Here is a 13438-nt window from a genome sequence, read left to right on the forward strand (position 1 = left end):
GACCGGATGGTCGGTGAGGGGGCGTGCGTGCTGGTCGTCGACGACGATCGCGGCGTACGAGATGCCTTGTTCACCGCGCTGCGGTACGAGGGATACGACGTCGTCGCGGTGCCGAACGGGGGCGATGCGCTGAGCCGCCTCGATGGCGACCACGGCATCGACGCCGTGGTGCTCGACCTCTCGATGCCGGTGATCGACGGCCTGTCCGTGTGCAGCGCCGTTCGGAGAAGGGGCGACCGCACCCCGATCCTGGTCTTGACGGCACGCACCGAGGTCAGCGACCGGGTCGCCGGCTTGGACGCCGGAGCCGATGACTACCTCACCAAACCGTTCTCGCTCGACGAGTTGTTCGCGCGGTTGCGCGCACTCCTCCGGCGCTGCGATCGCGATGGTCCCGTGACACAGGTGTGCGGCGACCTGTCCGTCGACCTGGCGCAGCGCAGCGCGCGGCGCGGTGAGCGGTCGATCGAGCTGACCAAGACGGAGTTCGAGCTGCTGGCGCTGCTCATGCGGCACCCCGGCCAGGTGCTCTCGCGAACGACGATCTACGAGCGGATCTGGGGATACGACTTCGAGACCAACTCGCGCTCGCTCGACGTCTACGTGTCGTATCTGCGCGCCAAGCTGGAATCCGGCGGTGAACCGCGACTGCTCCACACCGTTCGTGGCGTCGGCTTCACGATTCGGGGGGACTGATGACGCTCCGGACCAGGGTGGCGCTCCTCGTCGGGGTCATCGCCGCATCGGCGATGTTCGTCGGTGGCCTCTGGTCGTACGCGGCGGTGAGCGACGAGCAGTACTCGGCCGTCGACCGTTTCCTCGAGCGGCGCAACGAGGCGCCTGGTCAGTTGGACCGCATCCCTGTTCCGCCCCCGGGAACCATTGCGCTCGAGGGAATCCGTCAGCAGATCGACGACGGGGTGATCTTCCAGGTCACGGCCCCCGACGGTGCCGTGTTGGTCACCTCCGACCCCGACGTCGTGCTCGGTCTGCCCGATCTCGGCACGCTGGGCGAGCTACGGACGATCACGATCGACGGCGAGCGGTTCCGCGTGGGTGCCGACACGAACGCCGGCGGCAACATCGTCCAACTGGCGCGCAGCCTGGCGGAAGCCGATGCCACGGTGGGAGCGATCCGTCGGCGGCTCTGGCTGCTCGGCATCGTCGTCTCGGCGATCGCCGCCGGTCTCGGCTGGCTCCTGGCGGCATGGACGACGCGCCCGCTCGAACGCCTGACTGCCGTCGTCGACCACGTGGCCGGCACCCGAGATCTCGACGTGCCGCTCGACATGTCGTCGCCCGGTTCGGGGCGTTCCGAGGTGCACCGGTTGTCGGCCAGCTTCTCGACGATGCTCGCCGCCCTGCGACGCTCGCGCGAGCAGCAGCGGCAACTCGTCGGCGACGCCGGCCACGAGATGAGAACACCGTTGACCACGCTCCGCGCCAATGCCGAACTCCTCCAGTCCGGTCGGCTCACCGACGACGACCGGGCTCGTTCGCTCGATGCGATCGTGCGGGAGGTCGACGAACTGACGAAGCTCACCAACGAACTGGTCGAGCTCTCGGCATCGGACGATGCGGGCGAGTCGGTTCGACCGATCGACGTGTTCGACATCGCGACCGCGGCGACCGAGCGTGGCGCGATCCGTCATCGTCGGCGGATCGAGTTGCTGGGGACGCGCTGCTCGGCCGACGGGCAGCCGGCGGCACTCGACCGGGCCGTGACCAACCTGATCGACAACGCGGCGAAGTTCTCGCCCCCGGACGCCGCGATCACGGTCACCGTCGAGTCAGGGCGCCTCGCGGTCCGCGACCACGGACCTGGCATCGGTGCCGACGACCGTGCCCGGGTGTTCGAACGCTTCTACCGGGCCGATGCTGTGCGAACCCTGCCGGGCTCGGGGCTGGGGTTGGCGATCGTCGCCAAGGTCGCAGCCGACCACGGTGGAGCAGCGTTCGTCGACGACCCGGACGACGGTCAGGGCGCGATCGTCGGTTTCACGTTCGCGACCGCCCGCTGAGTCGGCGCACGCCGACGTTCCTGACGGGGATCTCGCCGGCTTCTAACGGTTCTCTCACCCTGCGCCGGGAGCGTGGTGAGCATGACTCCCACGACGCCTTTGCCCACAAGACGGTTCGTCGCACTGCTGGCCGGCGGAGCGCTCGCGCTCACGGCATGCGGTTCCGGTGCTTCGGCCGAGACCAGTGCTGCCGACGGGCTCGCCACGCTCGAGACGGACAGCGCGGCGACATCCGACCCGTCGATCACGTCGGAAGGCGTGGACTCTGTCGCCGGCGACCTCGCTGCCGACGAGGCGGCACTCGCGCTGTCCGAGTGTCTGCGCGCCGAGGGGCTCGACGTCCCAGACATCGGTGTCGACGCCGACGGCAACATCGACCTCCGCGGCGCCTTCGAAGACCTCGGTCCCGGCGACGACTCGTTCCGAACGGCGATGGACGCCTGCAGCAGTGTGCTCGAGGGAGTGGAGTTCGGCGGCGGCGGACGTGGGGCGGGCCTCGCGGAAAATACCGAGTTGCAGGACGCGTTCCTGGAGTTCTCCGACTGCATCCGGGCCGAGGGTTTCGAAGATGTCGCCGACCTGACCTTCGGCGCCCCGGGCGCGGGGCAGGTCGGCGGTGCCACCCCGCCGACCGGCACCGGCGACGGTGAGGGCCCGGGTCGCGGCCAGCGCGAGGGCGGATTCGGTGACCGGAACGACCAGTTCGCCGGACGTCTCGGTCTCGATCCCGAGGATCCCGAGGTGATCGCGGCGCTCGAGGTGTGCTCGCCGATCATCGACCAGGCCTTCTCGGGCGCCGGTATCGGCCAGCCGGGCGAAGGCGCCTGACATGTCGCAGGACACGTCCGAACGACTCGAAGAGCACGCCGTCGGCTCGCCGTCGACGAACGGAGCAGCTCCGCGGCACTCGTCGCTCGACGACCGCATCGCCCCTCGCCGGCGCCGATGGCCCTGGCTCGTCGTCGGCGCCGCGATCGGATGTGGCGGCACCGCTGCGGTCGCGGTGACCGGCGAGGGTGGTGAGGCCGCCGAGCCGATCGTCGAAGAGACGGTGCAGCTCTCGACCGTGACGGTCGAGACCCGCGATCTGGTCGAAGAGGTCGAATGGTCGGGCACACTGGCCGCCGGTACCTCCACGGTGATCAACGCACAGGAGAGCGGTGTGATCACCGCCGCCCTCGAGGACGGATCCACGGTCGAGCGAGGCGACGTTGTCGCCGTGATCGGAGCCGAACCGGTCGTCGCCCTGTTCGGATCGGTGCCGATGTGGCGCGATCTGCGCAACGGCGATGTCGGTGACGACGTGCGACAGCTCGAAGCGAACCTGGTGCGGCTCGGTTTCGACGTGGACGGCGACGTCACGATCGACGACGAGTTCACCTCGGCCACCGAGACGATGGTCGAAGCGTGGGAGGAGTCGCTGGGCCTCGAGGCGACCGGCACCGTGCTCAGGTCGCGCGTGATCGTGCTGGCCGGACCGTCGGTGGTCACCGACCCTGCGGTGGTCGGCTCGACCGCTCGTGCGGATGCCCAGCTGGCCGTGATCGACACGCTCGCCGAGACGGTCGACGTCGTCGGTTGGCAGTACGACGTCGACGACGAGACCCCCGGTGCCGTGACGTCGATCGCTCCGGTCGGCACACCGATCGAACACGGGACGGTGCTCTATTCGGTCGATGGCGTCGACGTCGTGGCCGTCGTCGACACCGACGACGTCACCGACGCCGTGCTCGCGGCCTTCGAGACCGGTGACGTCGAACAGATCGAGAGCGTGCTCGTGTACATCGGCTTCGATCCCGATCAGCAGATCGTCATCGACGACGAACTCGACCTGGCCACGGCGGCCGCCGTGCAGCGGTGGCAGGGGTCGGTCGGTCTGCCACCGACCGGCTCGACAAACCCACGTGACTACGTGCCGGTACCGGCGGCAGCCTCCGACGCCTTCGCCGTCGACACCCCGTACCTTGCGGTCGGTGACCTGCTCGGTGAGGGTCGCGTGGTCATGAGCCTCGGTGCGCCGACCCTGTCGGTCTCGGCCGACATCGCGGTCGCGGAGATCGACGAGTTCGCAGTCGGTGACGGCGTGACCATCGTCCAACTGGACGAGACCGAGTTCGTGGCCACGGTGGCCGAGATCGCCGACGTCGCCTCCGGCACGACCACGGGACAGGATGCGGAGCCCACGGTCGCCGTGACGTTCGACGTGGTCGACGAACCCGAGCGGTACGTCAGCGGCGCCGTCACGATCGTCACCGAGTCGTCACGGATCGACGGTGCGGTCGTCGTGCCCACCCGGGCGCTCATCACGCTGGTCGAAGGCGGGTTCGCCGTCGAAGTTCGGGACGCCGACGGCAGCACCCGACTGGTCGGGGTGGAACTGGGCACGTTCGACGACGGCGTGGTCGAGATCATCGACGGTTCGCTCGAACCCAGCGTCGAGGTCGTGGTGCCGTCGTGAGCCACGCGGCGCTCGAGCTGAGCGATGTCTCCAAGGTGTACCCCGGCTCTCCTCCGGTTCGGGCGCTCGACCACGTGTCGCTGCGTGTCGAACACGGCGAGCTGGTCGCCATCGTCGGACCGTCCGGTTCCGGCAAGTCCACGATGCTGCACGTGATGGGCACCCTCGACCGGCCGACGTCCGGCACGCTGCACATCGACGGCATCGAGGTGTCTCGGCTCGGCGACCGCAAGCTGTCCGCGGTCCGGTCGCGGCGGATCGGCTTCGTGTTCCAGCAGTTCTTCCTGTTGCAGGGCGCGAGCGCGCTCGACAACGTCGCGAACGGGCTGCTGTACTCGGGTGTCCCGGCCAGGACCCGGCGTCGACGGGCAGCGGAACAACTCGACCGGGTCGGTCTCGGTCACCGCCTGCATCATCTGCCGAACGAGTTGTCGGGTGGCGAACGCCAGCGCGTCGCGGTCGCCAGAGCGCTGGTCAACGAGCCCTCGATCGTGCTCGCCGACGAGCCGACCGGCAACCTGGACAGCCGTTCCAGCGCGGCGGTCATGGAGCTGCTGCACACCCTGCACGAGGAGGGGAGCACGATCCTCGTCATCACCCACTCGCGGGAGATCGCCGCGTCGTTGCCTCGTCAGGTCGAGATGACCGACGGCCATCTCTCCGAACTCGCAGGAGCGAACCGATGACCGCCACACTCGAACGCTCCGTGGCTCCGAGCGCCACCTCGTCGGCACGGCTCGGCGCGAGCCGGCTGCGCCCGGTCGACGTCGCCGCCGTCGCCACCGACGGTCTCCGTCAACGCAAGATGCGTACGGCGCTGTCGGCGCTGGGCATCACGATCGGGATCGCTGCGATGGTCGCCGTGCTCGGTCTGTCGGAGTCCAGCCGGGCGGATCTGAGCAACCAGATCGAGGAACTCGGTACGAACCTGTTGACGATCGAGCCGTCGGGTGGTTTCGGCGGTGGCGACGGCGTGTTGCCGGAGGAAGCCGTCGCGAAGCTGGGCCGGATCGGACCGATCGAGGTCGTCGCCGACGTCGTCGCGCTCGATGAGCTCCCTCTCCGCAACGACGTGATGAGTGTCAACGAGACGAAGGGCCTGACCGCGATCGCGGCCGACGTCGACCTCGTGTCGACGCTCCGCGGGTCGGTGGCCGCCGGTGACTGGCTGGACGGCACCTCGGCCGAGACACCGAGCGTGGTGCTCGGCTCGGTCGCCGCCGAACGTCTGGCGATCACGTCGGTCGCCGACGGGCCGATGATCACGATCGGTGGAGAGTGGTTCACCGTCGTCGGGATCCTCGACGAGTTCCCCTTGGCCGAGAGCTACGACCGAGCCGTGTTCATCGGTAAGCCGGTCGCGCAGTCGACGTTCGATGTCGAACTGAACGCGAGCACGATCTACGTGCGGACCGAACCCGATCAGCTCGACGCCGTGCGCGGGGTCATCTCGGCCACGGTCGACCCGCAGAGTCCCGACGAGGTGTCGATCTCCCGGCCCAGCGACGTGCTGGAGGCGCAGGAAGCCGCCGACTCGGCGTTCACCTCGCTGTTCCTCGGCCTCGGTGCCGTTGCCCTGCTCGTCGGTGGCATCGGCATCGCCAACGTGATGGTGATCGCCGTGATCGAACGTCGCAACGAGATCGGTCTGCGGCGTGCGCTCGGCGCGACCCGGGCCCACATCCGGCGGCAGTTCCTCGTGGAGGCCCTGCTGCTCTCCAGCCTGGGCGGCGTCGCCGGCGTGAGCCTCGGTGCCGCGGTGACGGCGTTCTACGCCGACATCGAGGGATGGGGTGTGGTCATCCCAACGATCGCGCTCGTCGGCGGCCTCGTCGCCGCACTCGCGATCGGCGTCATCGCCGGTCTGTACCCCGCCATGCGCGCCGCCCGTCTGGCGCCGACAGAAGCCTTGAGGTCAGCATGAGTCGCCGCACCACACGCCGCAAGATCGTCTCGTCCGTCCTGGTCGTCGCGGCGATCGGTGGCATCGGCGCCGCAGCCTGGGTCGCGAAGGAGCGTCTGTCGGTCGAGGAGACGGTCGAGGAGCCCGAGCCGGCGATCACGTCGTCGGTGGCAGAGGTGCGAACCCTGTCTGTCGATCACGAAGCGGATGGGACCTTGGTGTACGAGCCATCGATCGCCGTCGTCGCCCCCGCTGCGGGCACCGTCACCGGCATCGTCGATGCAGGTGTCTCGCTGTCGGCCGGCGACGTGATCGGCGTGGTCGACGACGTGCCGATCGTGTGGCTCGACGGTGACGTGCCCGCGTGGCGCACCATGTCCAACGGCGATGTCGGCGACGACGTCGCCCAGCTGGAGGCGTCGCTCGACGCGCTCGGCTACAACGCCGACGACGATGTCACGATCGACGACGAGTACACGTCTGCCACCGCGTCGATGGTCGAGGACTGGCAGGAGGCACTCGGCGCCGCGGCCACCGGGCGTGTCGAACTCGGGACGGTCGTCTTCGGTGGAGGCCGGTCGCGCATCGCCGCCGTGTCCGTCGCCGTCGGCGCCTCCGTCGGTGCGGACACCGAACTGGTCTCGCTCGGGAGCTTCGACCGCATCGCCTCGTTCGAACTCGATCCCGGCGATGCCGTGACCCTCGCGGTCGGCGATCCGGTGTCGGTCCGGCTCCCGGATCGTTCGGTGGTCGACGCCGTCGTCGAGCACATCCAGCAGGCGGCCGACACGTGGACGGTCACCACCACGTCAGGTCAGGTCGAACTGCCCGAGCTCGACGTGGTCGACGTCGGCCTCGAGTGGACCCGCGACATGGTCACCGACGAGTTGACGATCCCGAGCTCGGCGTTGCTCCGACTCGACGACGGCACCTACGTCGTCGACGTCCTGCACGACGACGTCACCGAACGTCGTGTGGTCGAGGTCGGCACCGCGGTCGGCACCCGGGTCGCCGTGTCGAGTGGCCTGTCGGCCGGTGACACCGTCGTCACGCTCTGACCGCGATCGCCGTGGGGGTCTCGTGCCCCGCACAGGCCGAGCGGCCCAGCCTGGCGTGGTCGGCCACCGCCTGACCGCCGGGAGCCTCGCCGTCAGGCGGGACGGATCAACTCGAACAGGTCGGTGCTGTGGCTGTAGAGGTTGCCGACGTGGCGCCCGACCGCCCGGAGGGCGGCCTGGTCGACTCGCGTGCCGTCGAGCAGTTCGGGGTCGACGTGGAACTCGGTCGCCTCGCCGATCACGAGCGCGCTGCCGTGTTCGGGGTGGCCGATGTCGACGATCTGCGTGACGACGCACTCGATGTTCGCCCGGCTCTCGCCGACCATCGGCGGCCGGATCGTCACCGACGGCACGGCGGTGAGCCCGGCGGCCTCGAACTCGTCGACGTCGGCGGGGTGGCTGGCCGAGGTCGCGTTCATCGCCTCCGCCACCTCGACCGTCACGATGTTGATCGTGAACTCGCCGACGTCGCGGACGTTGGCCAGGGTGTCCTTACGGCCGCCGCGGCCGGGTGAGAACACGAACGTCGGGGGTGCACCGCTGACGCAGTTGAAGAACGAGTACGGCGCCAGATTCGGGACGCCATCGGCGGAGATCGAGCCGATCCAACCGATCGGTCGTGGCACGATCAATCCGGTCGCGAGCTTGTACGGGTCGGCGCCGGTCAGTTCGGCGACGGTGAAACGAGTCTTGTCCACGGGGTACTTCCTGGTCGGGGTCGAACGCTCAGTCTGCCGGGTGTCGCCGGCCGAACGTCGGGTCAGTCGGACCGCACGCTGCCGGCGGGGGTGACCTCGGCCTCGTTCTGCAGGGCGGCCTTGAAACTCGGTGTGGCCTGCAGGGCGATGATGTCCGCCGGCATCTCGATACCGGTGTCGTCGAGCCGTCGTTTGACCGCTTTGATCGCCGCGTCCTTGACCCGGATCGAGTCGAACCGACGCGAGTCGGTCCAGAACATGGCAGCGATGTCGACGGTCGACACGTTGAGGTTCTCGACCACGGCGATCGGAGGCGGCTCCATCCGAACGCCGTCGACCTCCCGCAGCGCAGCGGTGACGGCATCGGTCGCCTCCTGTGCGTCGTTCTCGTAGGCGATGCCGACGACGAACCGCTGCCGGTGGTCCTCGTGATGGGTGTGGACCACGATCACGTTCTTGTACACGTCCCGGTTCGGGATCACGACGAGTTCGCCGTCGTACTTGATGATGCGCGTCTCACGGATCGTGATGCCCTCCACGGTGCCCGATTGGTCCATCACCTCGATCTGATCGCCCGATTGGAACGGTTGCCGGAACAGCAGCAGCACACCCGACAGCGTGTTCTCGAGGATGTCCTGGAAGGCGAACCCCACGGCGACCGAGAAGAAGCCCAACCCGGCCAGCAGGTCGACCGGTCGCACCGACGGGAAGGTGATCGCGAGTGCGACGAGCACGATGAGGCCGAGCAGGATCCACGAGATCAACTTGCTCATCACCCGGGCGAAGCTGGGAGTGTGGCGACGCTCGAACGACCGGTGCAGGAGCCAGCGGAGCCCGCGCGCGACGACCCAGCCGAGCAGGATGATGGTGAGTGAGGCTCCGATCCGCGGGAGTGCGTCGAGGGTGTTGTCCCAGAGCGAGCTCGCGGACTGTCCGATCTCCGCGCCGGCATCGTCCACGACTGACTCGAGCATGGGGCGGTGATACCCCCGGTCGGGAGCGCTCAACCGCCGTCCCGGGCGTACGCTGGGTGCAGAGTCCGAGCAGAGGAGTGGTCATGGGTCGGAGCAACACACAGGTCGCCGTCGATGTCGTCGACGCGGCGGGCGATGCCATCGGCGACGTCACCGAGGATCTCGCCGACCTCGCCGAGGCCGCTGCCTCGACCGCTGCGGTCGTCGGTCGCACCGGTTTTCGCATCGTCGGGCGCACGATCCGGTTCGTGGCGCGTCACCCGCGCGAGGTGCTGGCCGGCGTGGTCATCGTGACGGTGGCCGCCGCCGCTGCCAGGTTCGTGCGGTCACGCTCGTCCGAGTCGCCGAGCTGAGGTCGACTCACCCAACGAGGGTGTTGGCGAAGATCTGCCAGCCGAGCGCACTCTTCGCGACCAGGCTGAGCACGCCGTACACGCGCTCGCCGAACACGTAGTCGCTCCACTTGCCCACACGCCGGTACTGCAACCACTGGTTGACGGCGAAGCAGTTGAAGAGCACGAAGATCGACACGAGGATGCCGTACACGAACGTCGGCGGTTGTTCCGATCCGTCGAGGCTGAGGCCGGCGAACAACGCCGCGGCGATCGCGATCCACGGACCGGCGCCGGCGACGCAGCCGAACCAGAACGGGCTCCACCAGGTCGCGGTGCGGTCGGGGGCGTTGGCGACCTCCATCGCCCAACCGAACAGAATCATCGAGGCGTTGACGAACGCGATCGCGATGAGCGCTGCGATGTCGGTCACCCCGGTGATGCCGGCGATGAGGACGATCATGAGCGTGGCGCTGAGCGAGTACTCGACCCACCGGAATCGGTTCCTCCCGTTCCGGAGTTCGTCGAGATAGGTGCCGAAGCCGACCGTGGCCACGACGAAGTGGAACAGCGAGGACAGGAACATGAACGTCGCCGTCCCCCACGCCAGCGGGATGCCGCCGATGTCGGTGAAGTTGCCGTCGCTGATCGGGGTCCCCGGCGGTCCGTTGGTGGAGAACGTGGTGACCGGCAACTCGAACGACCGGTCGCCGAGTACGACCATCAACATGCCCGACACGAGGTGCAGCGCCCCGAGCCCGAGGTTGAGTCGACGGAGGCCGGAGGCGCGTTCGTCCGACACGTGCACGGGCGAACTGGAGGTCATGCGACCAATGATCCCACGGTGCGGACGATTTCAATCCTGTCCCGGGCCCAGCGTGGCGGTCATCGCACGTTTCAGTGGTGCTACCGCCGGGTAACCCAGGGGCATGACGCTTTCCACGATTGACCTCACCCAGCGGCTCGACCAGCTCGAGAACCGCCTGCCCCCGCTTCCCGCGAAGTCGTTCGCGCTCGGCCGCGCCACCGTGCGGCGCACGAACGACGTCGTGATCTCCGTCGTGTCCGACGTGGCCCGACGCATGGACACCGTGGTGAACACCGCTCGCACCGGTGCCCGCACCACCGCCGGTCAGGCCAAGTCCGCGGTCGAGCGCACGGCGAACATGGCCGAGACGACCGCCAAGCAGACCGCCGGTCAGGCCAAGTCGGCCGTCGAGCGCACCTCGAAGATGGCCGAGACGACCGCCAAGCAGACGATCGGCCAGGCCAAGCGCCAGATGGACGCGACCACTGCTACGACCCGCGAAGCGACGGGCGAGCTGCTCGACGACGCGACGGCGACCGTCGACCCCGACGCGACACCTCGGGGTATCGCGTACGAGGAGTGGACGAAGTCCGACCTGTACGACCGCGCGCAGGAGCTCGACATCGACGGCCGCAGCAGCATGTCGAAGCGCCAGCTGATCACGGCGCTCCGGTCGGCGTGAGAATCTCACGGGCCGGAGGTTTGACCCGGTCGACGCAGGGAATGATCCACTCATGAAGTTCTCCACCGGATTCCTCGCCGGGGCCGTCGTCGGCGGATACCTGATCTACAACATGACTCCGCAACAGCGTGATCGCGTTGCGACGACGGCGAGTTCCACCGTCGACAAGGTCCGATCCAGTTCCATCGTGAACTCGATCTCCAGCAACATCAGCGACGTGGCAGGCGCCACGTCCGACCGGGTCGCCGACGTGGTCGACACGGCCGGCTCGGCTATCGCCGACACGGTGGGCACCGACGGAGCCGATTCGTCCACCGAGTCGACGACGCCGGGCTCCGGACCGATCACCGTCTGACCCGACCCCAGACCCCCCGAACACCCCCCAACTCGAATGCCCCGGACAATGATGTCCGGGGCATTCGCAATTCCTCGTGGAGTTTGGTCGACCGGTGTCCCGGGCACCATGTGGTCGTGAACTCGACCGACGGCCCGTCCGACAACGAACTGATCGACCTCGCCCGGTCCAACACCGACCGGGCGTACGCCCCGTACTCGAAGTTCGAGACGGCGGCGGCGGTCACGACCGACGCCGGCGACGTCGTGGTCGGTGTCCTGGTCGAGAACGTCTCCCTCGGACTGGCGATGTGCGCGGAGCGGGCGGCGATGTTCTCGGCGGTGGCCTCGGGTGCCAAGCCGACCCGGTTGGCACTGGCCGCCCCGGACACCGACGGGTCGCTGACCTGGCCGTGCGGCGCCTGCCTCCAGGTCGCACTCGAACTCGGTGGGCGCGAGATGATCGTCGTGGTCGGGGACGACGACGATGGTCCCATCGCCGTGTCGACGGTCGGCGAGCTGTTGCCGAACGGACCGAAGGTCGGCGCCTGACGGCTTCGTTCAGGTGAGGTCCTTGCGGTACTCCACCTCGGGGACCTTGACCTCGCAGTAGTCGTCGAAGTCGGCGGTCATGCCCGACGTCTGCCAGCCGAACTTCTCGTAGAACGCCCGCGCCCGCGGATTGTCGTCGAGCACCCACAACACGGCGCTGTCGAATCCTTCAGCGCGCAGCCGGGTCTCGGTGTACTCCATCATCGTCGCCGCCAGCCCGTTGCCCCACATGTCGGGGTGGAGGTAGAACGCCCACACCTCGCCGCGACCGGTGAAGCCGCGCGCCCGTTCACGTTCGGGGCCGTAGGAGACGAACCCGACCACACGGTCGCCGTCGTCGCTCGCCTGCACCGCGACGGCGACGCGATGGCCGGGAGCGAACCTCCACAGGTTCCAGAAGGAGCGGCGCGACGAGTCGAAGTCGTCGGCGTACAGGACCGACCGCGGGAAGACATGGGCGTAGCCGGCGCGCCAGGACGCGACCTGGACGTCGGTGATGCCGTCGGCGTCGTCGCGCGTCGCTGCCCGGATCTCGAAAGACATCGACCCAGTTTGGCAAACGCGGCGTGTCGCCGCCCGATGGACCGGCGCGTGTCAGACGGCGAGGAGGTCGCGGGCGCCGGTGTCGCTCGACGGGTGGCGCAGCTTGCTCATCGCGCGGGCCTCGATCTGGCGGATTCGCTCACGGGTGAGGTTGAAGTGTTCGCCGACCTCTTCGAGCGTGCGCGGCTCGCCGCGATCGAGACCGAAACGGAGCTTCAGGATTTCGCGCTCGCGTTCGTCGAGTGGGGCGAGCAGCCGCGCGATCTCCTCGGGGAGCAGCGCGGTGGCGGCGACCTCGAACGGCGATTCGGCCGATCGGTCCTCGACGACGTCGCCGAGTTCGGCATCGCCGTCTTCGCGCAGCGGCTCGGAGAGCGAGAGCGGTTCGGCGGCGAAGCGGAGTGCCTCGGTGACCTTCTCCTCGGGCATCTCGACCTCCTTCGCCAGTTCGGCGAGGGTGGCCGGGCGGCCGTACTTGAGCTCGAGTCGAGAGCGAGCCTTCTGTAGGCGGGCGAGCGTGTCGCCGGCGTGCACCGGGAGGCGGATCGTGCGACCGGTGTTGGCGATGCCCCGCGTGATCGCCTGGCGGATCCACCAGGTGGCGTACGTGGAGAACTTGAAGCCCTTTCGCCAGTCGAACTTCTCGACGGCGTGCATGAGACCGAGGTTGCCCTCTTGGATCAGGTCGAGCAGCGGGAGACCGGACGCCTGGTACTTCTTGGCGATCGACACCACGAGGCGAAGGTTGGACTGCACGAACTGACGCTCGGCCTCTTCGCCCTTGCGGGCGAGACGGCGGAGTTCACGCTTCTTGGCCGGCGTCACCTCTTTGCCGCCGGCGTCGAGGGTCTCGATCGCCTCCTTGCCGGCTTCGATCGCTTTCGCGAGACGGACCTCGTCGTCTTTGGTCAGCAGGGTGTACTGGCCGATGTCGGTCAGATACAGGCGGACGAGGTCTTCGTCGTCACGGTCGACGCGATCTTTGGCCACGTTGTTGGCTCCCTTGGGTCCGATGCTTGGACGAGTCGCCGAATCGGCGATCGCTGATGCCTCTCAGGTCGTCTGGTCGGTGCTGA

At 68.5% G+C, this 13438-nt stretch carries 16 protein-coding genes; 11 read left to right on the plus strand and 5 right to left on the minus strand.

Annotation, left to right across the window (positions count from 1 at the left end):
• Positions 1 to 6 precede the first annotated feature (6 nt).
• From R8G01_18705 to R8G01_18735, 7 genes are all read left to right on the plus strand, one after another.
• Positions 7 to 696: a response regulator transcription factor gene (locus R8G01_18705; GenBank protein MDW3216034.1), complete on the plus strand. Its 690-nt coding sequence runs from the start codon at positions 7 to 9 to the stop codon at positions 694 to 696.
• On the plus strand, positions 696 to 2021 hold the full coding sequence (locus R8G01_18710) for a HAMP domain-containing sensor histidine kinase (protein MDW3216035.1): 1326 nt from the start codon (positions 696 to 698) through the stop codon (positions 2019 to 2021). Before R8G01_18705 ends, R8G01_18710 begins: the two co-directional genes overlap by 1 nt.
• A gap of 81 nt (positions 2022 to 2102) precedes the next feature.
• Positions 2103 to 2849, plus strand: coding sequence for a hypothetical protein (locus tag R8G01_18715; protein MDW3216036.1), 747 nt, complete (start codon positions 2103 to 2105; stop codon positions 2847 to 2849).
• A gap of 1 nt (position 2850) precedes the next feature.
• On the plus strand, positions 2851 to 4479 hold the full coding sequence (locus R8G01_18720; protein ID MDW3216037.1) for a peptidoglycan-binding protein: 1629 nt from the start codon (positions 2851 to 2853) through the stop codon (positions 4477 to 4479).
• A complete protein-coding gene (locus tag R8G01_18725) occupies positions 4476 to 5165 on the plus strand; it encodes an ABC transporter ATP-binding protein (GenBank protein ID MDW3216038.1) in 690 nt (229 codons plus the stop codon). The genes R8G01_18720 and R8G01_18725 overlap by 4 nt, the downstream gene beginning before the upstream one ends.
• Complete coding sequence (locus tag R8G01_18730; protein MDW3216039.1) at positions 5162 to 6403, plus strand: ABC transporter permease; 1242 nt, start codon at positions 5162 to 5164, stop codon at positions 6401 to 6403. The genes R8G01_18725 and R8G01_18730 overlap by 4 nt, the downstream gene beginning before the upstream one ends.
• Positions 6400 to 7440, plus strand: a complete 1041-nt coding sequence (locus R8G01_18735; GenBank protein ID MDW3216040.1) for a peptidoglycan-binding protein — start codon at positions 6400 to 6402, stop codon at positions 7438 to 7440. Before R8G01_18730 ends, R8G01_18735 begins: the two co-directional genes overlap by 4 nt.
• 92 nt (positions 7441 to 7532) lie before the next feature.
• Here R8G01_18735 and R8G01_18740 read toward each other — a convergent pair whose 3' ends face one another.
• Both R8G01_18740 and R8G01_18745 read right to left on the minus strand, forming a co-directional pair.
• Entirely contained in the window at positions 7533 to 8138 is a 606-nt protein-coding gene (locus tag R8G01_18740; GenBank protein MDW3216041.1) for a flavin reductase family protein, read from the minus strand.
• A gap of 62 nt (positions 8139 to 8200) precedes the next feature.
• The gene (locus R8G01_18745) at positions 8201 to 9112 is read right to left on the minus strand and encodes a mechanosensitive ion channel family protein (GenBank protein ID MDW3216042.1); all 912 of its coding nucleotides are present in this window, start codon (positions 9110 to 9112) and stop codon (positions 8201 to 8203) included.
• Between the two features lie 83 nt (positions 9113 to 9195).
• Between R8G01_18745 and R8G01_18750 the strand changes: the two genes are divergently transcribed.
• A complete protein-coding gene (locus R8G01_18750) occupies positions 9196 to 9465 on the plus strand; it encodes a hypothetical protein (GenBank protein MDW3216043.1) in 270 nt (89 codons plus the stop codon).
• Positions 9466 to 9472: 7 nt separating this feature from the next.
• Here the strand turns inward: R8G01_18750 and heR are convergent, their stop codons facing one another.
• Positions 9473 to 10270, minus strand: a complete 798-nt coding sequence (heR, locus tag R8G01_18755) for a heliorhodopsin HeR (GenBank protein MDW3216044.1) — start codon at positions 10268 to 10270, stop codon at positions 9473 to 9475.
• Positions 10271 to 10373: 103 nt separating this feature from the next.
• Here heR and R8G01_18760 point away from each other — a divergent pair, with 103 nt between their 5' ends.
• The 3 genes from R8G01_18760 (at position 10374) to R8G01_18770 (ending at position 11819) form a co-directional block, all read left to right on the plus strand.
• Positions 10374 to 10934: a hypothetical protein gene (locus tag R8G01_18760; protein ID MDW3216045.1), complete on the plus strand. Its 561-nt coding sequence runs from the start codon at positions 10374 to 10376 to the stop codon at positions 10932 to 10934.
• 52 nt (positions 10935 to 10986) lie between these two features.
• Positions 10987 to 11289, plus strand: coding sequence for a hypothetical protein (locus tag R8G01_18765; GenBank protein ID MDW3216046.1), 303 nt, complete (start codon positions 10987 to 10989; stop codon positions 11287 to 11289).
• A 116-nt stretch (positions 11290 to 11405) separates the two neighbouring features.
• Positions 11406 to 11819, plus strand: a complete 414-nt coding sequence (locus R8G01_18770) for a cytidine deaminase (protein MDW3216047.1) — start codon at positions 11406 to 11408, stop codon at positions 11817 to 11819.
• Between the two features lie 9 nt (positions 11820 to 11828).
• Here the strand turns inward: R8G01_18770 and R8G01_18775 are convergent, their stop codons facing one another.
• A complete protein-coding gene (locus R8G01_18775) occupies positions 11829 to 12362 on the minus strand; it encodes a GNAT family N-acetyltransferase (protein ID MDW3216048.1) in 534 nt (177 codons plus the stop codon).
• A gap of 51 nt (positions 12363 to 12413) precedes the next feature.
• On the minus strand, positions 12414 to 13352 hold the full coding sequence (locus tag R8G01_18780; protein ID MDW3216049.1) for a sigma-70 family RNA polymerase sigma factor: 939 nt from the start codon (positions 13350 to 13352) through the stop codon (positions 12414 to 12416).
• Positions 13353 to 13438: the final 86 nt, after the last annotated feature.

The sequence above is a fragment of the Ilumatobacteraceae bacterium genome, from assembly GCA_033344875.1.
Taxonomy (GTDB): Bacteria; Actinomycetota; Acidimicrobiia; order Acidimicrobiales; family Ilumatobacteraceae; genus Ilumatobacter.